A 25589-nucleotide genomic window follows, 5' to 3' on the forward strand; every position below is an offset into this window, starting at 1 on the left:
ATAGATCGGGAGGTAATACTTATATCTCCCGACCTTTTTACCTCCACTTATTAAAAGAAAACACTATGGCATACAATAAGAAAGAAGTCCTGCAAGCCAACACGGAAGCTATCCGTATGGTCTTGCGATTAGAGAAAGAACGCCGTGAAGCCACCGAAGCTGAGAAAAGTATCTTACGGAACTATCAGGGCTTCGGTGGCTTAAAATGTGTACTCAACCGCACAGAAACCCCCGATGATATACGCTATTGGAGTAAGTCTGAGCAGAATCTCTTTGAACCTACCCAGCAGCTCAAACAGATGATTTATCGTGAAGCCGTAGATGCCAACACCGCCAAACGGTATTGGGAGAGTATCAAGGCAAGTGTACTGACCTCCTTCTATACCGATACTCGTATTGTCACCGCCATTACCGATGCTCTCACTTCTGTAAATGTACCCATACGCCGATGTTTGGACCCTTCGGCTGGCATGGGAGCATTTGCTGAGATCTTTGCAAGGCAAGCGGGAGTTGTAGATGCAATGGAGAAAGACCTGCTCACTGCCCGCATCAGCCAAGCCCTACACCCTTATGGCAAAGGCAACATTTTCGTTAGAAACGAGCCTTTTGAAGCTATTGGGGAGTTAGAAAACAAAGACAAATACGACCTTATTACAAGTAACATTCCTTTTGGAGATTTCATGGTCTATGACCGAGAGTATAGCAAAGGCAAGGACACTCTCAAGCGTGAGTCCACACGTGCCATTCACAATTACTTCTTCGTGAAAGGTCTGGACTGCATCAAGGAAGGTGGCTTACAGGCATTCATCACCTCACAGGGTGTATTGGACAGTCCCCGCAATGAAGCCATACGCCGTTACCTCATGCAAAACAGCCGCCTTATCTCCGCTCTCCGACTACCATCGGGTATGTTTTCAGACAATGCAGGTACGGACGTGGGCAGTGACCTCATCGTCCTGCAGAAGCAGACAGGTAAAGAAATCAGCAAGGGAATTGAGCAGCAGTTCGTAGAAACTGTTTCTGTTCCCAAGGAAGAAGGCTCTTCTGTCGTCTTCAAGCATAACTCTCTTTTTGTAGGAGATTGGAAGGACATATCTCATCGTACCATTGCCACAGAGCGCATAATGGGTACAGACCCTTATGGAAGACCTACATGGGAGTATCGGTTCACAGGAGGGATTGAGGAAATGGCAGAAAGTCTCCGAACACAACTCTCCCTTGAAATGGAACAACGTATCGACCGTAAACTATATGAGACCGGTATACCGATGACAGAGGCAGAGCGAGAGGCGGAAGCAGAGAAACAGCTTCGCAAGTTGGGTATTACCATAAGTCGGAAAAAAGAAACAGAGAAGACAAAGACTGAAGACAAGGGAATAAACGATGCCTATAACCTCATGCCCGACAGTATCAGGAAGCAACTACCAAAACTTTACAGCACGGAAAAGGAACTCATAGGCGATAAGATAGCCTATGCACGCTATTTCTTCCCTATGGGAGCATACACAGCCTACCTTCTGGAATATGACCCTAAGAGCCGTATTGGTTTCGGTGCTGTCACGATGGGTTATGGCTGGGAGCTTGGCAATATGTCCCTCGATGAGATGGAAGGCGTAAAAGTAAGAGGACTGGGCATTGAACGTGACCTGTACTTCTCTCCTAAGAAATTGCACGAGATAGCCGAACTGGAAGAAATAGTCAGGGGACAATATACTAAAGAAAAAGTGGTGGCAGAGGAAATCAAGGAAGAAGCGGTAATAAAGACAGAGAATAAGGTCAAGGAGACTGTAACCATTGCTTCTGAGAACAATACGCAGATAATGGAAAATACCGTTCCTAACGGCGAGACAATTCCATTACAGCCGTCATCATCAGAGTCTGACCCACAACAATTAGTATCAGAACAGCTTTCCATAACTGTTGAACCTGCGCCCGAAGGCGTACCCGCCTTGACACTTCATCATCAATACGAGCAGGAACCACAGGAAATCCGTACGGATATTGAAGCCCCAAGAGAGATGAACGGGCAGACGATATTCTTTGACGACGATCATCATCCGGTGGTGGACAATAACATGGAAGACATCGGACAACCGGAGCAGCTGTCACTATTTGCCCCAGAGGAATACAGCCTTTGGACAAGAGAGGTCAGCCGTGTGAACAATGAAATCAAAGAAAACACAGGAACTTCACAGGCACGCCGTCCTATAACACAAACTGCTCCCCAGAAACCATCGGAGTTCAAAACGCAAAAGGCAGCGACCATTCCTCAACGGCGTACCCGTGGCAGCAGGAAAGCGGCTTTTTCCTCTTCACGTGAGCCATCCCTTTTCGACTTCATGAACGAAGCCGAGGAGCGCAAGCCGCAGCCGATAGCAGAAGTCAGAAAAGAGTTTGACGCTTCACCGCGCCCTTTTCTCTCTTCGCCGGACTCTCATCTGAGAGACGGCTCCATTGTCGTGCAGAAAGGTCAGGTGGGGTTTCTTTCTGACCTGAAGCGACATCCGACCTTCAACCCGATGGACTTGCCGTATGCGCAGCTTTCCCGTCTCAAAGCCTATATCGAGATACGGGAGTGCTATCATCGTCTTTATGACTACGAGGCAGAGAACCATGCAGAAGACAAGGAGGATCGCAGCAGACTCAATCACTTGTATGATGACTATGTTGCACGCTGGGGCTACTTCAATCAGAAAGCGAACACCGACATCATCAAGATGGATGCTACAGGCGTGGAAATGCTCTTCTTGGAACGCTCCGAAAACGGCAGGTACGTCAAGGCGGACATCTTTGACCATCCTACGGCATTTTCTACTACCGAACTTTCCATTGCTGCCGACCCGATGGAGGCATTGGGTGCATCGCTCAACAAGTACGGCGCAGTGGAACTTGACTACATGAGTTCGCTTTTACCTGATATGGAGGAAAGCGACATCATTTCTTCCTTGGAAGGTCGCATCTATTACAATCCCGAAGAGAATGCCTATGAAGTGGCGGACAAGTTCATTTCGGGCAATGTAATAGAAAAGGGGGAGCGTATCGAGTCGTGGCTCTTGGACCATCCCGACCACGAAGAGGCAAAGCAGAGCCTTGCTGCCTTGCGTGCAGCCACGCCAACACCCATTCCTTTTGCAGACCTTGACTTCAATCTCGGTGAACGCTGGATACCTGCCAAAGTCTATGGCAGGTTCGCTTCGGAGTTCTTCGGGACGGATATTAGCGTATCCTACCATTCCAACATGGACGAGTATTCCATTGTCTGCGACCGAAAGAATGCTAATATCTGGCACAAGTATGCCGTACAAGGTGAGTTCCGCCGCTATGACGGCATCAATCTCCTGAAGCATGCCCTGCACAATACCATTCCCGACATCAACAAGAGTAAGGAGGTGACGGACAAGGTTACGGGAGAGACCAAGACCATCAAAGTAAGGGACGGACATGCTATCCAGATGGCAAATGCCAAGATTGAGGAAATCAGGCAGGGCTTTGTCGATTGGCTCGGACGCACACCAGACACGTTCAAACAGCAGTTATCCGACCGTTATAATCGTCTCTTTAATTGTTTCGTGCGCCCCAACTTTGACGGTACGCACCAGACGTTCCCCGACCTTGATCTCAAACGATTGGGTATTGATGACCTTTACAAAAGCCAGAAGGATGCTGTGTGGATGCTCAAAACCAACGGTGGCGGCATCTGTGATCACGAAGTGGGTGCGGGAAAGACACTCATCATGTGTACGGCTGCCTACGAGATGAAGCGATTGGGACTGGCAAACAAGCCGATGATTATCGGACTGAAAGCAAATGTTTTCGACATTGCCGACACGTTTAGGAAAGCTTATCCCAATGCTAAGGTACTCTATCCAGGTAAGAACGATTTTAATAAGCAGAACCGCCAGCGTATTTTCAACGACATCAAGAACAACGACTGGGACTGTATTATACTTACACACGAACAGTTCGGTATGATACCGCAGGCCTTGGAGATACAGGAAGCGATTATGCAAAAGGAACTGGACTCCGTGGAAGAGAACCTCGAAGTGTTGCGACAACAAGGAAGAGACATCTCCCGTGGGATGCTCAAAGGCTTGGAAAAACGCAAGCAGACACTGGAAGCAAAGCTGCAGAACATACAGGACAGCATCGCCGAAAGAAAAGACGATGCCGTGGACTTCAAGATGATGGGTATCGACCACCTCTTTGTAGATGAATCACACCAGTTCAAGAACCTGATGTTCAATACCCGCCACGACCGTGTGTCGGGCTTGGGCAATCCCGATGGCTCACAACGTGCCTTAAACATGCTCTTTGCCATTCGTACCATACAGGAGAGGTCCGGCAAGGATTTGGGAGCCACTTTCCTTTCGGGAACGACTATTTCCAACAGTCTGACAGAATTGTATTTGCTCTTCAAATACCTCCGTCCGCAGGCTTTGGAGAAGCAGGGTATCAACAGTTTTGATGCTTGGGCAGCGGTCTTTGCCAAGAAATCAACTGACTACGAGTTCTCCATCACAAACGACATCATTCAGAAGGAACGGTTCAGAACATTTATCAAGGTGCCAGAGCTGGCTGCTTTCTATGCGGAGATTTGCGATTTTCGCACTGCCAAAGACATCGGTATTGACAGACCGGAGAAGAATGAGATACTGCATAACATACTACCGACACCCGAGCAGGAAGTCTTTATCGGCAAGCTGATGGAGTTTGCCAAGAGTGGCGATGCTACAATCTTAGGACGTGCACCTCTGAGTGAGAGTGAGGAAAGGGCAAAGATGCTGATTGCAACAGACTATGCGAGGAAGATGAGCCTTGATTTACGCATGATAGATGAAAATGGGTACTCAGATCATATCGACAACAAGGCAAGCCATTGTGCTAAGATGCTCAATGACTATTACCAAAAGTACGATGCACAGAAAGGGACGCAGTTCGTTTTCTCTGATTTAGGTACTTACAAGCCCGGCGAATGGAATGTCTATTCGGAAATCAAGCGTAAACTGGTAGAAGACTTTCATATCCCGTCCTACGAGATACGCTTTATTCAAGAATGCAAGAACGAGAAGGCCAAGAAAGCGATGGTAGATGCTATGAACCGTGGTGACATTCGCATTATCTTCGGTTCTACCTCTATGTTGGGTACTGGTGTAAATGCCCAGCAACGTGCCGTTGCGATCCATCATTTGGACACGCCCTGGCGACCATCAGACTTAGAGCAACGCAACGGACGAGCCGTGCGCAAGGGGAATCTTATCGCCAAGGAATTTGCGAACAACAAGGTCGATGTAATTATCTATGCTGTAGAGCGATCGCTAGACAGCTACAAGTTCAATCTGCTGCATAATAAGCAGCTTTTCATCAACCAGCTGAAGACAAACACGCTCGGCTCCCGTACCATCGACGAGGGCTCGATGGACGAGGACAGCGGCATGAACTTCTCAGAGTATGTTGCTGTGCTATCCGGTAATACAGACTTGTTAGAGAAAGCCAAACTCGACAAGAAGATTGCCACCTTGGAATCCGAGCGTAAGAACTTTCTCCGTGAGCGTGATGCCGCAACAGGCAAGTTGGCTGAGATTGAGAGTTCTGTATCCTTCCATACGGACAAAATAAAAGAGGCACAGTCTGATTTAGCTCTCTTTGAGAAGCGTGTGGAGCGTAATGATGAAGGTACACCTATAAATAAACTGACAATCAAAGGTGTGGAAGACAGTACCGACATCAAGGCTATTGCTGCACGTTTACAGGAGATTGACGAAAAAGCTCGCACCAAAGGGGAGTACAACAAAATTGGCGAAATCTATGGTTTCTCCATTATGGTCAAGACAGAGAGCACTTCCAAGGATTTGTTTGACTGTTCGGTGAACCGCTTTTTTGTGAAAGGGCAGGAGAGTATCTACTATACCTATAATAATGGTAAGTTGGCAATAGACCCGAAACTTGCCTGTCAAAACTTCATTAATGCCTTGGAGCGTATTCCAAAGGTGATAGAGTCGCATGAGAAGGAAATGGCAAAGGTCGTGGCCAACAAAGACGTTTACACCAACATTGCCAACAGTTCTTGGAAGAAAGAGGACGAGCTTCGTACGCTCAAGGGGAAGGCAGCAGAGCTGGACAGAAAAATAACCTTAACACTTTCACCTCAGGAAGAGGAACAAGATGCAAAGGATGAAATGAAACAAGGAGAGGGTCTGTCCGGCAACAATCATTCTGTCGGGAAAGGGAATGATAACCTTTCTGTTCAGGATGCAAAAGAGGAGAAACATTCGCAGAGTTTCAAACCGAAATGGCGGCATTATCCTTAACGTTATTCCTTAGTTCTCTCTATTAGATTTTGGCAAATAACGCTTGTTATTGCCAAAATCTAATAGATTACTTGTGTTGTTTACTATTTGCTTATCCTAAACCTTTCTTGAAGTTCGGATAGTGCATCTAACAGTTCTTCAAATGAAGGCTTTTTGCCATAAATCATTGATTCCATCATTGCCTGATAGTCTGATTTCCATTCTTCAAGAATATCTTTCCGGGGGACAATCCTGAGACGTTTGCGTACATCAGGAGTATAATCCACATCTTTCACTGAAGTATAAATTTCTCTATGATGACGAATAGATTCCCATAATGCATCATCTGCAATGGCTTTCTTTGCAAAATCTTTATTCATCATGACGTAAAGGTCATAAAGATGTCGGCTCTTGCGCTCTGCTATCATTCCGTGTCCGGGAATGGAGAAGAGTTCGTGAAGCAAAAACGCCTTTTCAAGGAATGTCTTTGCGGGAATAGCAGTATGAACGGCACTGTCAGCCAATGGTGTAATCGGAAGATGCTCTCCAATAATACTTTTAATTTGTATTGATTCTGTCGGTTCAAGCAATGAACGTGCACTCACTTCCAATACAATATCAGGGCGGAGATATGTAAGCTCCTTGTCAAAAACTGATTTATAGTGAAGATAAATCTGACGTGGTTCGGGATAGGTGGCGTCACCTTCGCCATTGGGTTGGGCATTAACTGTGATAAACGACTGCAAGCCTTGTCTTTTTAGTTCTTCACAAATCATAGGGGTTAGTTCCTCTAAAACAAAAAGCGATGATGCCTTGCGCAATTTCTTGATTTGTTTTTTTGTGAGATCTCCTTCAGGAGCACCAAGAAAAACAGGATTGACAGCAACATCTATATCTTCCGAGAATCGCTCTATAAGTTTCCAACCTTTGCTCAGACTTGTGCCGCCTTTGAAAACAAGATGCTCTGCTATAGGAAGTGAAAAGATAGTTTGCAAGATTGCAGTTACCCAAAAATCTTTCTCAATCACTTGTGCGGGTAACCCGACTTTATCTGCAATTGATTCATAGACGCTTTTCCGTTGTGAATCGGATAATCCAAGAAACCTATTCATATAGACCAACTATAAATTCCCTTACCTTTGAAGGCATCAGTTTGAGGTCGGCAACTTGAAGGTGAGGATTTTCGTTTAACTTCATTTTAATGGTAGCAACCTGCTCATCAGTCAGGTTCTCTACTTTCCAGTCTTTAAGGGCTGTTGTTAAGAGAAGGGCCAACCGGCTACGGATGGAGAAATATCTGGGAGAGACGCGCTTGAATTTTATGTTTTTCCCTCCGCCAAGATTTATAGTACGTGAGACGCCATCGGTTAAGTAAGCTATGTTCATCGGTATCTGTTGAGTCAGTCCTAACTGGTATTGGGCATAAAGCCCCGTTGGGACAATTCTTGCGCCATCCCTTTTTGCCATTGCTTTGGCAATATCCTCAAGCGATGGAGGAACCATACCCAGGCCATATACTTTTTCCATTTTGGGGTAGCAATAAATGCCACGTGCAACCCTAAGCATCTGCCCTTTTTCTACGAGACGTTCCAAAGCCTTATTAACGGCATCTCGATTGCCATACGAAATAAAATCTCCCACAAAAAACACAGAACCACGTCCGCGCTTCTTTGATTTTATAAGTATTTTACTTTCAATGCTTTTTGTCATAATTATAATTGTATTTTGTCGTGAAATAATGCATTATTCACGACAACAAAGGTACATATAAAATCTCATAATCAGCACAAAAAACAGAAAAAAGTACGAGCTTAGCGAGCTGTGCCCGTATTAATGTACGTATTTTCAATTTTGGGTTCTGCGGGATTTAGTGTGAATTAACATGCCGTATCCCGCATTAAGCGGCACGAAATTCGTATCTTTGTAGTCTGTATGAAGAAATCAAGACCATCGGCAGAGGATATGGTGCTGCCGAACGCTATCGGATAGCGATTCTATTCATCTATGGTGATCTAGACATATGTTAACTCACACTAAATCCCGCAGAACCCAATTTTGTAACCGTTATTTTGTAATGTAACTGCTTGCATTTACACAACAAAACAACAATAAAAACCAACAAATACGCATCACCAACTATCTCGCCTTCTCAGCATCTCGTCAATCTCTTCCCGGAGAAAAAGTAATCGTCCATTGGCTTTGAGATAAGGAATTTTTCCTGCCCACACCCAATTATAGATGGTCTTTTGTTCTACTTTGAGTATCTTGGATACATCTATGATATCCAGATATTCCGGTTTCAGGGGAGGATGGACGGTTGTGTCAACAGATTGATCCTGCAGGACAAGCAGGCGGTCGAGTTTATCCTCGACGCTTATCAGCTTGTCGAACAGGCGTTTTTGCCAAATGTCTTCGGTTTTATAATCTATGTACGGCATAGTTCTCCTTTTTGATAGTTACCATTGGTATCTTGTGCCAAGATACGTTGTTCTTTCATATAGGCGATGTATTTCTTTGCAGTTCTGTCCTTGATTTCCATTTCGCGCATCAGAACCTCACAAAGTTCTTGGTAAGTGAGCTTGAAAGAATTTCGGAAGGCTTCTTTGACAACGGCAATGAGTTCATCAGTCTTGCGCTTTTCCTTGTCCTCTTTAGATTTCTCGCCACGATAGACGTGCATGTCCTCAGCCTTATCCCAGCCGAAAAGCATCATCGGTACGTCCAACGGACTTCCGTCACGGACTTTCAATGCTTTTACGACCGAGTATTCGGGATTATCGTCTTTCTCTATAGAGAGGATACCTGCTGCCTTGCGTTGAAGTTCTGAGCCGATATGCCCACGGAGTTTAATACCATTCGGTACGAAGTGTAGCACGCATATGATACAGGTATTATAAATCCCCGCCAAGCGATAAAGCTCGTCCACAATGGCAATACTTTCCGTTTCATCGTTGGCAGAACGTATTAAGTCGGCTATTCCGTCAATCACCACAAGGTGGATGCCTCCATGCCTGTGATGGAACAAGTCCATGCTCTCACGGATAAGGTTCAGTCTGTCCTTACGAGACAGAGAGGCAAGGTACAGAGAATGGCAAAACTCCGGTACTGCCGTCAAAGAAGCCCTACGCAGTGTCTTACCCAAGTTCTTGTGCAACTGTGCCTCGGACTGTTCCGTGTCATAGTGTAGGACCGCCAAGCCTTTGGGATTGGGGGTAATCTCTAATCCCAAGGTCTTCTCTATCGGCAATCGTTTTTCTCCCAATGTCCCAGCAAGGATAGCACCCACATAGTTGCTCTTGCCCGTACCCTCACCTCCGGTAATGCAGAACAGATTGTCCTGCGTTCCTAGTGGAACACCATTCACAGCCACAACCGATTTGGAAATGTCTGGTGGATTCTCATAATCAATCTCACAGGAACGTAACATCATCATGGTTTGACTATATAGATCAGAGAACATCTTGGCAAGCAGCTCTTTCAGTTCCTTTGCCCCGTTGCCTAAGGCAAAGAAATCTGAAATGTCTTTTTCGGACTTCGTGCCACAGAGTGGAAGTGAAAGGTTCAAGACCTTGTATTCCGCCAGATGTTCAGACTGTTTATGTGCCTCCCGTACACCTGTTTCATCCGCATCATACAAGAGTATTATATGCCTAAAACGAAGCTGAAGGCTCTCAATGATACTTGTCGGTATCTGTGCCGTTTCACTGTTGAAACAAATTGCATTGAAGCCGTGTGCATACAATGAGAGTACATCCTTTTCTCCACCTGTAATGAAAAGCATATCTCCTTTGGCAGGAATCTGCTCCATTCCGAAGCAATACGTGGCAGGCATCCGCCCACCATAAAGAAAGCGGATTTTTGGACTGTGAGGTCGGTATATCTTTACATAGCCATTTCCTATATAGGCAAACATAGGTTCCGTAGGTGATCCATAAAGTTCAAATTTCTTACCTTCAGCAGATACACTTTCATAGCGTTTAAGACTCCGTACACGAAAGCGACGGAGTGTATCCTCATGGATGCCGTAATGCGCCCAATAGTTCAGCAGACCATCGTCAAATGGCTGTATCTCAAAACTATATGGACGTTCTTCCGTACACTTGGTTATATCAGCCTTAGGAGTGGGAACAATAGTTTCTTTATATGCTGACGTGATATGGTTGCTATGCTTTTCACCATTACATAAAGAATACAATCCAAGTTCTTGTACAATCGTTTCCAATACTTCGGGAAAACTTGTTTTCAGGTTCAAATTACGGAGGGTTGCCACAAACCAGAAGCAATCCCCTGAATAGGTAGTATCTCCATGATCATAGAATTTGTAAGAGGAAGTTTTCCTGTCGTAGTAGATATGGCAGGAAGCCCGCCTGTCGTCATAGAATGGACTGCGGAAGTTTCGGTGAAGGTTCACCTCAAAGCCAAGGAAATGGGAAAATACATTCAGACCTCCTTGTGTAAGCAAAAGAATCTGTTCCTTTTCTATCATAATTGTCGGTTTTTAGGATTAATACATGAACTCATGATGAGATTGTCCTTGAAACGGTTGAGCCGACCAAGAATCTCGTCGTTTCTCATACCTGATACGCGGAGCCGGTTACACTTCGTGGCTATCACGATAGACTTGAAGAAGTAGCGTACATCGCCACCCTCCGTGTAGCGATACCGTACCAACTGCTTCTTGCGCCAGCGGTAAAGGGTGGACTCTGAAATATTCAGAGTCCCGATTAGGTCTTTCGTGGTCATCTCCAGCTCGTCGTCAATGTCATGAATAAGACGGGAGGTGCGCTCAACATACTGCTCAATACGATTGAGCTTGTCTATCAGTTCTTGATAGGCTTGGCTTTCTACTGCTATTATTTCCATCAGCGTAATCGTTTGGTTTTAATTGTTACATGTTCTATTCCAAGTTCACTGACTAACTGTGAAAGTCTTCTGAATGCTTCCTCAGTAAAAACCTCCAGATGAATTTCTGCTATAGGTAAAGGACCGGGCTGCCCATTACGTGCAAGAAACTCAAATATTTTGGTAGACGGGATGCCCACCTTTGAAGCGTACATCAGAATTTGGTCAAGAATCATTGCTGTCTTTCCTCTTTCCCAGCGCGAGATCCGACTCGAACTAACTTTCAGAATAACAGACAGATACTCCTGCGAATAACCATTTTTCACTCTTGCTGACTTCAGCATTTCCAATAACTTTTTCATACTTATAAAGTTACTAAAGCACCGTTACAAGAGCAACCCGCCACATGCAAATGTTTGCACACTATGCAATCCGTCTTGCAGACGGTGCAAGTTTGTTTGTTAGTAGCGGAATACACAGTGTACCAATAAATATAACGAACTAAATCTAAAACATTTTATTACTCTTATATCTTTGTATAATTATTATTGTTTTGTAAAACTCCAGTGCAAGGTGCAAGTCCCTTTATATATAAGGGCTTGCACCTTGCACTGGAAAATGTAGCAGTAAAATCTCTAAATATTTATGGCACAAAGATTTGGAGATATAAACAAAAATATCTAACTTTGTACTCCGAGAATGGGAGTGAGCGTGCTTTCAACAGATAGTCAAAATAGCGGTCATAAACCAGTCAGTTTGCTGCTACATTTCTGCTACAGAGACTGTCAGTACAAAAAGGTAAATATTTAGCTAACAGCGATAAGGACATATTGTGGATTAGTTCAGGCTGGTCCACAAAGGGTAAGAAGAGCTTTATACGATGCTGTAAGGCTCTTTTTTTCTTATAGATGATTTGTTATGCCACAGACGGTTTAGGAGGAGAGAGACTGGGACGATATTAAAACGAAGGTGTATGAAAACAAGATATAAGATACTGATAGTACTTATACAAGTGCTTGCTTTCTTCAGCTATATAGGTTGCTTTGTCTATCTAACTTATAGCGCTGATAAAAGGCTGATATACGTAGATATTCCTGTGAAATATACTCGTGATGCTATTACAGGGAAGGAATATGGAATAACCATCACGGGGAGCAGGGGGAAGCACACAGTCAACTTAAAATCAGATAGTTACCCTGACAAACGCTTTGAGGCCAACTACTTTGGGTCTCTTCCTTATCCACAGCGTTCATTTGATAGTATAATAGCCTCCCACCCAACGTCCGTGGGATGCTACTTAGAGCCCGATTTCAAGGAGAAGCAGCAGGTGTACACTCCTTTTGTTTATGCTGGGCAACGAGAGAAGACGTCGGTTTACTACCTAAACTTAGTATCTTTTGTCAAATACGAGTATGGCTTTTTGTGGTCTTTCTTCAGTCTCTTTATAGTACTAATGTGCCTATTTACCGAGAAGATAGACTCGTCTATATTAGCTTGGATCATGGTTTTAAGTGTTATATTTAGTATCCTCACATAACGTAAAGGAGCGTCTTACAGACAGGTAATAGTTGTCGACCTCACGCCACCTCCTCCCACTCATTAATCAAGAAAAGATGATGAAACATTATTATTCATTACTCCTCACGATTGTCTTATTGTGTTGCGTGAACCTATCTTATAGTAGGGTGCTACCCCACAAGGCGGTGGCTTCCTCCCCACAGCACGCAAGTAAGCACATAGAAATAGCCACTTTCGAGAAGGCAGACCACTGTGTAAGCTACCTCTACCACGTAGATAAGCGTGCAAAGCGGGTAGTTTATAAGATTTATTGTGACGATGGAAGCGATATAACCGACTTAGGTAGCTACAAGCGTAGCGGTAAGTCATTACAAATCTATGAGATTTATAATGCATCAGCCGACAGTTATCTCTACGTTATATACGATGCCTCAACCGATAAAGGCTATCTTACACGAACCAGCTCCATGGAGGCAACGCTCCTTAAATCGTCCATCAACCTAAGCGAACCGTCTCTCTCCGTGAAGATGAGGGGCACTAACAGGGTGGTGAAGATTAAACTGAAAAGAGTATTCTAAGCCAAACGGAATATCCGAACAGGAATATTACGCATGTCACTAACCCACTCCACCAATCGTGCTAAACCCTTCTGACGTTTGCAATAAGGCTTTTTCCCATCCGTATTAACCCTTCGAACCATTTTTGTTAACCCTCAAAACCTTTCCAGTTAGCCCTCCAAACCATTTGTAACCGTCCATTGAACCATTTGTAACCGTTCATTGAACCATTCTTATTAAACCTCAAAACTAATTGTATTACCCCTCCGAGCCATTCTTGTTGACCCTCCGAACCACTCTTGTTATCCCTCTGCTCACACCCATAAAACCACAGTAAGCGTTGTCCAGTTAGGTGCCCCACTCCCTTCCGGAGAGGGTTTGGAGGAGGGGACCACACCCACCTCCGTTCAAGAACATGCCCTTTAACGATGAAGAACATGCCCTTCAAGGGGCAAGAAGACGCCCTTCTTGATGCAAAGAAGGCGTCTTCTTCAACACTACTCATAATATGCTGATTTCTTGAATGTTACACACTCTATCACAGAAGATATTACAGTCCTATTCAAACGGTCATTAGCACGGCTTTAACCGATACATCTTTATATTTTTACCTACTCCCCAAAGTAAGAGAAAAAAAGGTAGTTCCCCTCATTTGCGTCCTCAGCCAAGGTAGCTCGACATTCTTACTCTCACAGAGCAAGACCGATTTTTGTATGGGCCCATGCCCTTTCAACCACACTAAAGAAACCCAAAGGCAAAGAAAAAAGCTGATGCTATCATTGTAAGAAAGGTTAGTCACATTGCCCAAATAGGCGAATAAAGTCTAAAAAAAAGTTCTATTTCTCATCTTTCCTGTCCTCCTCTTTACTTTTCGTTTAACTTACTTTCCTATTTAGTGATTATATTTAGTATAACTTTTCACGTTTGAAAGGCTCTTTAACTTAGAATTTTACCAATATTAAGAATGTCAGATTCGTAAATCTTTATTAGCTATTTTTATCAATAAAAGTATAATTGTCTATACGCTTTTTATATACCTTTGTCACAACGAAGTTAAATAAAAGTCAATAAAAAGACAGGTAGTAAATCTGAATCGAGTGTGATTATCTTAATATAATAAGGTGATTACTACGAGTTAACTTATAAACTCAGCCTACTTATCAGATTCTTCTTGCTCAAAAAAGTGTTTAGACCTCAAGAAAACTATTCATAAAAATATATTGAAATAACCAAAAAGTGAACTAAAATGAAAAATTATTTGAAACCGTACACAATGTGTACAAGGGTAGAGAGTGAAGGCTACTTGTTAGCAGGCACGGGTCAAGCAGATGCTGGTCAGTTCTCGCAAGGCGGTAGTGGTAGAGGTTCTGGCACTAGAACAACTACTGCAAGCGATGAAGAGAAATTGAAAACAGAAGGTTATTCTTCATCTGCTAAGGGGGTCTTCTTTGAGAGCGAAGATTAAAGACCATGGAAACCAAATTACAAAACTAAAGACTTAAAGAGTATGACCATTAAAAGTTTTTACACACTATTACTAAGTGCAACCACTGTAATCCTTGCTTCTTGTTCAACAGAGACAGCCGATGAGCGTTCGGCTACAACTGGTTCTGAAACTCGACCCTTTGTCATTACAGAGGTGCAAAAGCCTATGACGCGTACAAATGTGGGTATCAAAAAGCCTACAACGTGGAATAAAGGCGACCGTTTTTTTGCTTATAACATTACGTCTCCACGCGCTGATTATGATTATCTAACGATGACTGGCGAAGGAGTCACAGCTAAGTTTGTGGGCGATGTACATTGGAGTGAAGGCGACGAGTTGGCGACGTTCTATCCTTATATATATGAGAAGAGGGACAATCGCATGGGAGTTATCACCTTAGGCTTGGAAGAGAACACCGTTATGGACCAAGGCGAAGCCAGGAAGGGGCACCAGAACGGTACGCTTGAGAACCTACGATTCTTCGATTACTCATGGACTAAGATAAAGAATATCCAGTCTACTGGCGTCAACGCCTTAGCTAAAGTATCCTTTGAGAAACAGTATTCTCTCGTAGGCTTTAGCGTACGCTACAAGGGAGAACCAGTAAAGAAGATTAAGCGTGTGACGCTAAGTAATGTCTACACCGAAGCTAGGTTCGACCTTGCAACAGGTAAGATGGACTATAGTCCAAAGGGTAGACTGACCATTACTGCCGACTCGCCTGTTGATACCTTCTATGTTGCACTCTTCCCAGACGAGCATTTTGCACCACAGTTTGAGATTGAGACGGTCAATGGCGAGAAATATTACTCTGCCGTGAAAGCGCCTTATAACTGTCAGCGAGCAAAATACTACTTTGAAACACTCGAACTGACGACATGCCCATGGGTTGACATCGACGGCAAGAAATGGGGTAAGTACAACCTACAATACGAACCATGTACCAACTTAAAAGGCTGGGAACCTGGCTACAGATTGGCTAAGCAGGCTTGGGACTACTTCTATACCAACCCTGACCCATTCAATCTCTATCCCGACTTCCTCCCTCGTGCATTCAACACGTCTGCTTTCGACCATTTCCGTTGGGGTAACATCGCTGCTGCCCACAACTATAGCTACTGCTACTCACGCTATTACTCTTATTATACGGGTAATCTTCAAGCAGTGATACAGAACAGATGTTATGGCGACCTCGCCTTCTATGCTTCACAAGGTAAGTGGATGTTGCCAACAAAGGCCGATTTCGATAAGCTCATGGCAAAGACTGGCGAGTATATAGGCTACTATCAAGATGGCTGTAACATCATCGTGGGCGTACTCTTCGACCCAACTGTTCCTGCATGTAAGAAGGGTAAGGTGCTCGACAAGAACGGCCGTATCATCGGTATAACAAACCGTTCTACAGGTATCTATGTAGGTAAGTATAACAACCGTAACACACGTCTGAAGAATTTCTCTAAGGACGATATTGACAAGGGCGTGTTCCTCCCATTCGCAGGAGCCTACACCGAGTATAACGATGGTGCACCACGTCTTCAGCGTCCAGGTGGCCAAGCCTACTATTGGACCTCAGATGCTAACCCTTGCAACTACGCCCAAGCAACCGCCTTCTCGGCTTACTACATGAACAATGGTTGGTTCTATCCGGGTACTGTCAATGCGTGTGGAAGTGCACATAACCCTAAGTATAACATGTATAACATCCGCCCTGTCTATGCAAGTTGTACTAATGAGGGAGTAAAGACAAAGAATACCAAGTAAGGAAGATTGACGAGTTCAGTCGTCTACAAGTTTACGAATAAAAAAAAGCAAGTTGATGAGTTAGCTATAAACTTATCAACTTGCTTTTTTTAGCTCTGTGCTATCTCCTCCCACACAGCTATCCCTCTGTACTTTATTACAGCGTCGGCTTGATGCGGTAAGAGCCATTACGACAAATAAATTTAGGCTGTTGAAGGGCGTTACTCACTATGCTCAAACACCCCATTGCTTGAAGACCTTATCTCTGTCACGAATGTCGAAGAGCGTTACTCACTGTGCTCAAACACCCTTCTCGACGAAGAGACCCATGCAGTCAAACCACCTTACGAATAGAGAAGCCGAACGCCCTTGGATTGAGGAGGACCTGTTCAAGAAAACAGAAAAAGTGTAGTAAGTAATAGGGAGGCATATTTGCATACCCTAAAACTTACTACACTTTCCTATTATTTATTGCTTATTCGAACGTTAACTCACCAAAGAAGGTAGGACAATGGAAGTCGGGAGAAGGCAAGGCAATGGGATTCCAAGAAAGGAAATGAGGCTGCGATGTCTTGTCACCACACTTATAGAAATTGGCTCTTATCGTCTTTCCTGAGAGATTCTCCAGTGTATGACGGAAGTAAGAACTAACAGGAACAACGAGTGCGAGTTCCCATGTCTGTCGTCCCTCTCTCATCTCGAAGGGGTCACGACCCAAAGATGCCCAACGATCAATCTGCTCTAAGGCGGCTGCTGGAGCATGAGTACGATTCTCTCGTCCCTGTCCATTGCATAGCAATATCGTACCGATACAGTTGCTTTCAAGGTTATAATAGCCGCCTTCTTCATCAGGACTGCAGAAGAACTCACAGCATGAGTCCTGCCAAACTGGACCTAAGTCAGTGCCAGCTTCTGCACGCACGCAGTCTTCTTCAACTCGATAATGCAACAGAATGGCATCGCCTTTATGAGCAATAGCAAACTCAACCTGTGGACAATAAGGGAATTCTGCTGACCAGTCTACTGTGTCTATCTTATTATAAGACACACCATTATCCTTGAAAAGGGCTGGAATGTCAACAGCTTTCACTTGCTGACACTCCAAACGTTTTACCTTTAATTGTTTCATTGTTTCAATGTTTTCTTCACAAAGTCAGCCATCATCTGGTCATGACGACGTACGTCACGATAGAGCAAGAGCTGATTACGTGAGCGAACGAGATTATGCTCTGGGTATTTCACCTTGAAATAAACGTCTCCGTTGATGTAATCTGTCAAGAAACGAACGCACTGCATGTATGGGAACAGTGCTACAGCGTATGGAAGATGACTTGTCTCTACAGGGGTAAGGAAGTTGCCTGCCGTACTAAGATAGCCTTCAGTGAATGAGCAGAAGACATCTTCTTTCAGTCCGACAGCATCGTAATTGTCGCTATCCTCAGCCACGTGGTTAGCACCAGTACGCAGGAAGTCGCCATAATCAGAGAAGATAAAGCTTGGCATTACGGTATCGAGGTCGATAACACAGAGCACCTTACCATCCTTATCAAACATCATATTGTTCACCTTTGTATCACAGTGGCAGATACGCTTAGGCAATGCGCCCTCACGATAGAGGCGTTCAGCAAGGCACATCTCGTCTGCATAGCTCTCTAACTCAGCAATCATATCCTTCACAGAAGCCACTCTACCAGCCTTATCAGCACTTACCGCCTCACGCAATTGGCGCAGACGAAGTTCCATATTGTGGAAGTCTGGGATGGTTTCTCCCAATGGTTCCTTCAAATCAACCAACATATTCTGGAAGTTACCGAAGGTTTCACCACAGCAGAAAGCGCTCTCTGGGTTTACTTCCTCTTTTGTAACAGCATTAGGAATGAAGACACTCACACGCCAGTAGAGGTTGTCAGCATCCTTGTAGTAGGTCTTACCGTCCTTAGCCTGTACGAAACGCAGACACTTACGTTCGATATCTGTCTCACCCTTCTCCATCAACTTGTGGCGGATATGGTCAGTTACAAGTTCGATATTATGCTGCAATAGGTCTACATCGGTGAATATAGCGTTGTTAATACGCTGTAAGATATAATCAGGCGTATTAGCATCTACAGTTTTTACACGCAGTGTTTCATTGATCAGTCCATTACCAATTGGATTTACACTCTCAACAGTTCCCTCAATACGGAACTGTGATACAACATCATTAAAATTCGTCATAGCTGTTTATTAGTATTAAAGATTGATACACTATTAGGAGTGAAGGAGTTAAGGAGTTGAAGGGAGTTAAGACAAATGTTATATGGATAAAAATCTGATGGCTTCAATATCAACGTAATGTTTTTTATTAATATAGTCCAACAATACATTTGTCTTAACTCCCTTCAACTCCTTAACTCCTTAACTCCAAAAACTTTTAGGGTCTATCAGCAGGCTTAACACCAAACTGAGAAGGCTTGCTACCCATTACAAACTCAAGTGTTCCACCACGTTTGATGTCCTTGAAGTCGATGTAAGAACGGGTATAAGGCTTGCCATTCAACTTAGCACTCTGAATATAAATATTCTTATCGCTGTTGTTATGAGCCACAACACGGAAGGTCTTACCATCTCCAACGTTCACCGTAGCCTCATCGAAGAGCGGTGTACCGAAGATATACTTGCCACCTGCAGGCTCAACCTGATACATGCCAAGAGAGGAAAGAATGTACCATGCAGACATCTGACCCACATCCTCGTTACCACTCAAACCATCGAAGTTGTCGTGGTATAAGTTCTTGAGTACATAGCGAATCTTATCCGCTGCTTTCCAAGGCTGACCCACATAGTTGTACATATAGAGGATATGATGGCTTGGCTCATTACCGTGAGCGTACTGACCAATCAGACCAGTGATGTCTGGTGAAGCCTCTGCTCCCATATCACCACTAACGATGAAAAGGGAGTCGAGCTTTGAAACAAATGGCTTCTCACCACCAAAGGCAGAAACAAGACCATGTACATCGTGTGGAACAAGCCATACATACTGCCATGCATTACCCTCTGCATAGTCGTCCTGACGATGAACAGTACTGAATGGATCGAATGGTTCACGGAACTTACGATCAGATGTTACACCACGCATAAACTTCGTCTTCTTATCGAAGTAGAAGTCACGATAAGACTGACTGCGCTTTGAGAAGTACTTATAATCAGCTGTCTTACCCAATTCCTTGGCGAGTTTTGCAATACATGCATCAGCCAAAGCATACTCCAATCCCTTTGCTACTGTCTCATGCTCTGGGTCGAGATCACAAGGAATATAACCATACTTCTTCAACAATCCCATACCACGTTCATCAAGCATAGCAGAAGCCTTAGCAGCCTCAAAGACTGCATTCTTATCTACATCAAAGCCTTTCAGTGCGATATCAACGAGCGCAGGAACGCCTGGGTTGCCAATCATACAGTCGGTTTCGTTACCCACAAGGTGCCATACTGGCAACTTACCCTGCTCCTTAAAGATATGAAGCATCGTCTGTGCGATGTCGCGTTGCTTCTCTGGATGGATAATCGTCATCAATGGATGCGCTGCACGATAGGTGTCCCAAAGTGAGAAGGTGGTGTAATCAGTGAAGTCACCCTTATGCGTCTTACCGTCTGCACCACGGTATTCGCCGTTTACATCATTGAAGACAGAAGGTGCAATCATTGAGTGATACAATGCTGTATAGAATATCTTTCTTGCACTCTCATCCTGAGTTTCGATAGCAATCTTACTCAACTCACGGTTCCATTCATCCTTTGCCTGAGCAACAGCATTGCGGAAGTCCCAACCAGGAAGTTCCTTCTGCATATTCAATCGAGCGTTCTCAACACTCACTGCAGAGATACCTACCTTCACGAGAAGTGGCTGCTCAGCATTGTCGAAAGCAAAGACACCAATCGTATCACGCTCGTTTGACTCCAACTTAACAGGCTGTGAGAACTCTGCTACGAAGTAAACGCGCTGGTCTTTAGCCCATCCTTGTGACATACGGTAGCCACTGACGGTCTTAGCTGACTCCTGCTTGAAACTGCAAGAAGTCATCTTGTCCCATCCGATACCCTGTGAGAGGTTCAAAATAACGTAACCCTTTGTTGCATCAGCAGGAAAAGCGTAACGATGGAAGGCTACACGCTGAGTCGCAGTCAACTCTACACGAACCCCAGAAGCCAACATTACAGAATAGTAACCAGGGGTTACATGCTCGGCACGATGGGCAAACTTCACCTCACGCTGTGCTGGATTGGTAGTAGGGAGGAGTGATACATCACCCAAGTCGCCAATACCCGTACCGCTAAGGTGCATCTGTCCGAATCCGATAACTGTTGAATCGCTGTAATGATAACCAGAACACCAGTCCCAGCCCTGCTTCTTCTGTGTAGGACCAGCCTGAATGTTACCGAATGGAACATTAGCTCCAAGGAACACATGTCCGTGTCCGCCTGTTCCAATAAATGGGTCAACATACTGCGTATAGTCCTGCGCAAAAGCGAAAAGACTGGTTGCAGCAAACGCCATTAAAGTTAAGAACCTTTTTTTCATATACTGAATTGTTTTAATCTTCTTGTCTTATATGTCTTGACAAAGCCGTCATTCAACGGCTCATCAAGTATTCGTTTACTTCTGATTGACGATGATTTCGTCTGTGAAAATCCATGCGCCTTTCTCGCGAGGGAGTGCCTTCACACGCACATAACGACCTTTGACATCTCCTTTCCACTTGTAAGGATAGACGAGATAATCCTCTGAAGCCTTAATACCTGGACGTACTGTGTCAATCGTCTTGAAGTCCTTACCATCGTCTGACACCATCAATTCGATTGTTTCTGGCGTATAGATAACAGACTCATAGAGGTGCATAAAGTCAACACGAACGTCACGTATGTCCGTAACCTTACCCATATCAACTACTACATCCACACCAGTACTGTCGATGAAGCCCTGCCAACGACCCTCAAGATAGCCCCAATCACCACGCAAACCATTGGTCAGCGTGTTGTCGCCTTCGGCACGATACTTCTCTGCATAACGTCCTAAGTAAGTGACAGGCTTACCCAATGCCTCATGCTGCACGATGGAACGACTTTCAGGGCGTGCGCCTTTCTCTTTTCGAATGTCGAAAGCATTATAACCAGCACGCTTGAGCGCATCAGTTGCCGTAATTACTCGTTGACGGAAGTCGGCATAGCCTGTACGTTGCTTCGTCCATCCCGTCTCGGCTAATGCAAGCAATCGGGGGTATATCATATACTCTAAATGGTCAGGCTTCTCTATAAATTCCGTCCATACACAACCCTGTACACCATCGATATATTTCTCCAAAGACGTACCCTTATAAGCCGCTGGGATAGGGTCATAGTTGTAAGTCTTCTCCAATCTCGTATATCCTCCTTGCGCCTTTGGTTCCGTCATTGGGTCGTCCTGATACATATTCAAATAGCAGAACTCTTGCGGTGCCATGACCACGTGGTGCCCACTCTTAGCGGCAGTCAATCCTGCTTCAGTGCCACGCCATGACATGACAGCGGCATTGGGAGCTAAGGTGCCTTCCATGATTTCATCCCATCCGAGAAGCTTTCTGCCATTATCGTTAAGGAAGCGTTCTATGCGGTGAGTGAAATGACTCTGTAACTCGGCTACGTCCTTTAGATGATAGTCCTTCATCACACGCTGACAATCGGGACAGGTCTTCCATGTGCGGCGTTCAGCCTCATCGCCTCCTATGTGAATATACTTTGAAGGGAAGAGTTGCATTACCTCCTTCAATACATTCTCCATGAAGGTATAGGTCTGTTCTTTCCCTACGCATAAATCTGACTGAGTATAGGGTTTACCCGTACATGACAACTCAGGGTAAGCATAGACAACCTCATCACTATGCCCAGGCATTTCAATCTCTGGTATGATGGTGATATGGCGTGCAGCGGCATAATCGACAATCTCTTTAATGTCGTCCTGCGTGTAATAGCCACCATGTATATTCATTCCCTTCCAACATACAAGGCGAATAGGATCAGGCGAATACTGGCGGTCCTTTCCGTTCCACCACTTCGTCCAGTCAGATTCTGTTCTATAGGCAGTCTCCTCTGTTAGGAGTGGATATTGCTTCACTTCCATGCGCCATCCACCGCCGTCAGTGAGGTGCCAGTGGAACCTGTCGAGCTTGAAGTACGCCATAGCGTCCAGTTGCTTCTTGATTTCATCTTTCGACCAGAAGTGTCTTGAGCAGTCTATCATCAGACCACGATAAGCGAAACGGGGTGTATCTGTTATCTTTACGCAAGGAATCTGGCGGTCCTTCTCCAGCTGTCGCAGTGTTTGCAAACCATAGAAAAGTCCCATAGGAGTTCTCGCCTGTATGGTCACTGCTGTTGGCGTAACATTTAACTCATATCCTTGTAGGCTTACGCTATCTGCCGCCATCGCCGCCTCCTGTTCCGTACCAGTACAGATGAGGCGCAAGGGTGCATCAGCAGAAGGCTTCTTTACGGATGAGAACGGGATACTCATTATATCTGAGGTGTACTGATTCAGTATCTTGAAGGCCACTCCTTTAAGATTGGTCACACCTTGTAGCCCCTTAGCCAATGTGAAAGTGCCTTGCTGACGAGTGATACTCTCGGGTTGAGGGATAATGCTCTGCGCACTGACAGGTTGTGTGATTGACGCTGATAACAGCAAGAATACTGCGCCTATAAATACTTTTTTAATCATGAATATAGTGTCGTTGTGGTGGGATATACGATAGGTATTAGCCTCGAATGCCCCACCTTATTTCTTTAAATAAAACTTTAATACTCCGCCCTTCAAGAGTTCATCATTCGTGATGCGATAGCGGTTCAATGGCTTACCCCCTAATTCTATCTTCTTAATGATAACAGCCTCATCATTTGGACGAACAGCCTCAATCAAGAGGTTATCTCTGCCCCACTGTGCCTTATCCAAACGGATAGTAACCTTATCAAAGACTGGTGAGGTGAGCGTGTAAGATGGGTCGCCCGGACAATCAGGATAGAAACCTATCATATTGAACACAGCCCAAGCCGACATTGTTCCAGTGTCATCATTACCCGGGATGCCCTCTGGTGCATTCTTAAAATACTCCTTCAAGAGTCTGCGTGTCTGTACCTGTGTACGCCACTCGTCGCCCTTGAAATAAGAGAAAAGGTAAGGATAAGCAATATCAGGCTCATTGGCAGGGTCGTAATAACCCTTGTCGAACACACTCTGGAGCTTGTTTACAAAGTTTTTCTGTCCTCCCATGAGCTTTGCAAGTCCCATAACGTCATGCGGAACATAGAAAGTATAGTTCCACGCATTACCTTCGTGGAAGCCCGGAGATGGTTCGAAGTTCTCTCCCTGCTTTGGATCGAAAGGCTTATAGAAGGTGCCGTCTGGCATCAATGGGCGCAACAAGCCAAACTCCTTGCTGAAGTAATGGCGATAACCCAAAGCACGGTTGTGGAACAGGCGGGCATCATCTTTCTTACCCAATGCCGTAGCCAAACGTGAGAGGGCATTGTCGGCAATGTAGTATTCGAGTGCGTGAGAAACAGAATTGTCGAACTGCTCGTGCAAAGCAACATATCCCTTCTCCATATATTCGTCATTATCTGGGCGCAGCGGATTCTCGCTTCCCTTTGTCAAAGCCGACTTGCGGAACGCCTCGTAAGCCTTATTAATATCGTAACCACGCAGACCTTTCAACCAAGAATCAGTGATAACAGGGATAGCTGGGTCACCTTCCATCGTGTAAGTCTCACGACTAAAGAGTTCCCACTTTGGCATCCAGCCATGCTCCTCGTACATCCCAATCATCGAACGAATCATGTCGCGTTGACGATTTGGATAAACCAACGTAAGCAACTGATGCACATTGCGATAGGTGTCCCACAGAGAGAAGACCGTATAACGGTTGCCCTCCTTCACCGTTCGAATCTCATCACCCTCCATGGCAGGGTACTGTCCGTTGACATCCTGCAGGATATTTGGATGGATAAGCGTATGATAAAGAGCTGTATAGAAGATTGTGCGCTCTGTCTTTGTACCACCCTCAACGAGGATGCGAGAGAGGTCATCATTCCACTTAGCACGCGCCTCAGCACGAATAGCGTCGAAGTTCTTTCCACGCTGTTCGGCATCAAGGTTCTCACGGGCGTTTGCCATACTTACGAATGACACACCCATCTGTACCTCTATCTGCTCGTCAGCCTCTGTGTTGAAGTTCATCCATACACCGATATCATCGCCAGAGAGTTCCTTGTTATAGGTCTTATAGAGCTTATACTTACCATTGTCGACATCCCACTCAGCTTCTACGCCTGTCATCGGACGCTGTTTCTTCCAATAACCAGCCTCTGTAGGCTTCTTGCTGACGCGCATCACGAAGTAAATTGGGAATACAGCCTGAGGGTTATAACAGAATGTACCCTGCAGCTTTACGCCCTCATACTCTGTGTCGCTTACCTTCTTCACCATGGCACCCGACTCATTAGTGAGTCCTTCACCGAGGTTCAGCAAGATATGACTTTCTCCTTTCGGGAATGTGAAACGTGCAACAGAACTGCGAGGAGTAGCTGTCACCTCTGTCTTCACATTATACTTTTTCAGATAATTAGAATAATAACCGGGGTGCGCAACCTCCTTTTCGTATGTACTTCCGTACTCCTTATAGTCTACATTCAGCTTTCCTGTCGTTGGCATAAGCAACAATGAGCCTACCTCTGGGCAGCCCACACCACTCAAGTTGACGTGAGAATAACCAGTGAAAAAGACGTTATGATATTCGTAAGGAGTTGACCACCAGCGTGCATCCTTGTCATATTTATTCAAATCGGAACCCATTACGTTGAATGGTACGACTGACATCAGTCCGTTAGGGCATACTGCTCCCGGATTGGTTGTACCAAAATTAGATGTTCCGATAAAAGGATTGACAAGGTCAACAGGCTCTTCCCCACCCTTACTAATCGCCTTCAGCGAGAGGAAAGACAAGGAAAGAAGTAGTACTAATAGGAATTTACGATTCATTTGGGTGTTGGATGTTGGATGTTAGGTGGTGATGAATAGTAGGTGATAGGTAGTGGGTGTTAGGTGGTGATGGGTGATAGGTGTTGGGTGGTGATGAATTGTGATGA

17 protein-coding genes are annotated in these 25589 nt (G+C 44.8%); 5 read left to right on the forward strand and 12 right to left on the reverse strand.

The features are described from left to right. The first annotated feature begins 65 nt into the window (after positions 1-65). Positions 66-6308, forward strand: a complete 6243-nt coding sequence (locus AXF23_RS01185) for a helicase-related protein (protein WP_107624010.1) — start codon at positions 66-68, stop codon at positions 6306-6308. Between the two features lie 83 nt (positions 6309-6391). Here AXF23_RS01185 and AXF23_RS01190 read toward each other — a convergent pair whose 3' ends face one another. The 6 genes from AXF23_RS01190 to AXF23_RS01215 form a co-directional block, all read right to left on the reverse strand. Next, positions 6392-7399 (reverse strand): nucleotidyl transferase AbiEii/AbiGii toxin family protein, encoded by a 1008-nt coding sequence (locus AXF23_RS01190; RefSeq protein WP_107624011.1) that lies wholly within the window; start codon positions 7397-7399, stop codon positions 6392-6394. Beyond that, positions 7392-7997, reverse strand: a complete 606-nt coding sequence (locus AXF23_RS01195; protein WP_107624012.1) for a DUF6088 family protein — start codon at positions 7995-7997, stop codon at positions 7392-7394. Before AXF23_RS01195 ends, AXF23_RS01190 begins: the two co-directional genes overlap by 8 nt. Before the next feature lie 419 nt (positions 7998-8416). Then, positions 8417-8725: a helix-turn-helix domain-containing protein gene (locus tag AXF23_RS01200; protein WP_107624013.1), complete on the reverse strand. Its 309-nt coding sequence runs from the start codon at positions 8723-8725 to the stop codon at positions 8417-8419. Then, the gene (locus AXF23_RS01205; RefSeq protein ID WP_107624014.1) at positions 8713-10773 is read right to left on the reverse strand and encodes a bifunctional DNA primase/helicase; all 2061 of its coding nucleotides are present in this window, start codon (positions 10771-10773) and stop codon (positions 8713-8715) included. Before AXF23_RS01205 ends, AXF23_RS01200 begins: the two co-directional genes overlap by 13 nt. Next, positions 10770-11150: a DNA-binding protein gene (locus AXF23_RS01210; protein ID WP_107624015.1), complete on the reverse strand. Its 381-nt coding sequence runs from the start codon at positions 11148-11150 to the stop codon at positions 10770-10772. The genes AXF23_RS01205 and AXF23_RS01210 overlap by 4 nt, the downstream gene beginning before the upstream one ends. Next, on the reverse strand, positions 11150-11491 hold the full coding sequence (locus AXF23_RS01215; protein ID WP_107624016.1) for a helix-turn-helix transcriptional regulator: 342 nt from the start codon (positions 11489-11491) through the stop codon (positions 11150-11152). The genes AXF23_RS01210 and AXF23_RS01215 overlap by 1 nt, the downstream gene beginning before the upstream one ends. A gap of 611 nt (positions 11492-12102) precedes the next feature. Here AXF23_RS01215 and AXF23_RS01225 point away from each other — a divergent pair. Together AXF23_RS01225 and AXF23_RS01230 are read left to right on the forward strand one after the other, a co-directional pair. Beyond that, entirely contained in the window at positions 12103-12666 is a 564-nt protein-coding gene (locus tag AXF23_RS01225; RefSeq protein ID WP_107624018.1) for a hypothetical protein, read from the forward strand. A gap of 76 nt (positions 12667-12742) precedes the next feature. Continuing rightward, entirely contained in the window at positions 12743-13225 is a 483-nt protein-coding gene (locus AXF23_RS01230) for a hypothetical protein (RefSeq protein WP_146156718.1), read from the forward strand. Here the strand turns inward: AXF23_RS01230 and AXF23_RS16460 are convergent. Then, positions 13222-13347 (reverse strand): hypothetical protein, encoded by a 126-nt coding sequence (locus AXF23_RS16460; RefSeq protein WP_255413674.1) that lies wholly within the window; start codon positions 13345-13347, stop codon positions 13222-13224. The two genes, AXF23_RS01230 and AXF23_RS16460, sit on opposite strands and share 4 nt — an antisense overlap. Before the next feature lie 1103 nt (positions 13348-14450). Between AXF23_RS16460 and AXF23_RS01240 the strand changes: the two genes are divergently transcribed. Continuing rightward, positions 14451-14669, forward strand: coding sequence for a hypothetical protein (locus AXF23_RS01240; protein ID WP_107624021.1), 219 nt, complete (start codon positions 14451-14453; stop codon positions 14667-14669). Between the two features lie 42 nt (positions 14670-14711). Beyond that, positions 14712-16451, forward strand: coding sequence for a fimbrillin family protein (locus tag AXF23_RS01245; protein ID WP_107624022.1), 1740 nt, complete (start codon positions 14712-14714; stop codon positions 16449-16451). A gap of 454 nt (positions 16452-16905) precedes the next feature. Here the strand turns inward: AXF23_RS01245 and AXF23_RS01250 are convergent, their stop codons facing one another. The 5 genes from AXF23_RS01250 to AXF23_RS01270 all read right to left on the reverse strand — a co-directional run bounded on the left by AXF23_RS01250 (position 16906) and on the right by AXF23_RS01270 (position 25482). Continuing rightward, a complete protein-coding gene (locus tag AXF23_RS01250) occupies positions 16906-17559 on the reverse strand; it encodes a carbohydrate-binding family 9-like protein (protein ID WP_107624023.1) in 654 nt (217 codons plus the stop codon). Further along, a complete protein-coding gene (locus AXF23_RS01255; RefSeq protein ID WP_107624024.1) occupies positions 17556-18647 on the reverse strand; it encodes a phosphotransferase enzyme family protein in 1092 nt (363 codons plus the stop codon). The genes AXF23_RS01250 and AXF23_RS01255 overlap by 4 nt, the downstream gene beginning before the upstream one ends. 196 nt (positions 18648-18843) lie before the next feature. After that, complete coding sequence (locus tag AXF23_RS01260; RefSeq protein ID WP_107624025.1) at positions 18844-20994, reverse strand: GH92 family glycosyl hydrolase; 2151 nt, start codon at positions 20992-20994, stop codon at positions 18844-18846. Positions 20995-21069: 75 nt separating this feature from the next. Next, positions 21070-23166 carry a glycoside hydrolase family 20 protein gene (locus AXF23_RS01265; protein WP_107624026.1) on the reverse strand — a complete coding sequence of 699 codons (2097 nt, stop codon included), beginning with the start codon at positions 23164-23166 and terminating at the stop codon, positions 21070-21072. A gap of 57 nt (positions 23167-23223) precedes the next feature. Next, positions 23224-25482, reverse strand: a complete 2259-nt coding sequence (locus AXF23_RS01270) for a GH92 family glycosyl hydrolase (protein WP_107624027.1) — start codon at positions 25480-25482, stop codon at positions 23224-23226. Positions 25483-25589 lie beyond the last annotated feature (107 nt).

The sequence above is a fragment of the Prevotella sp. oral taxon 313 genome, from assembly GCF_003043935.1.
GTDB lineage: Bacteria > Bacteroidota > Bacteroidia > Bacteroidales > Bacteroidaceae > Prevotella > Prevotella jejuni.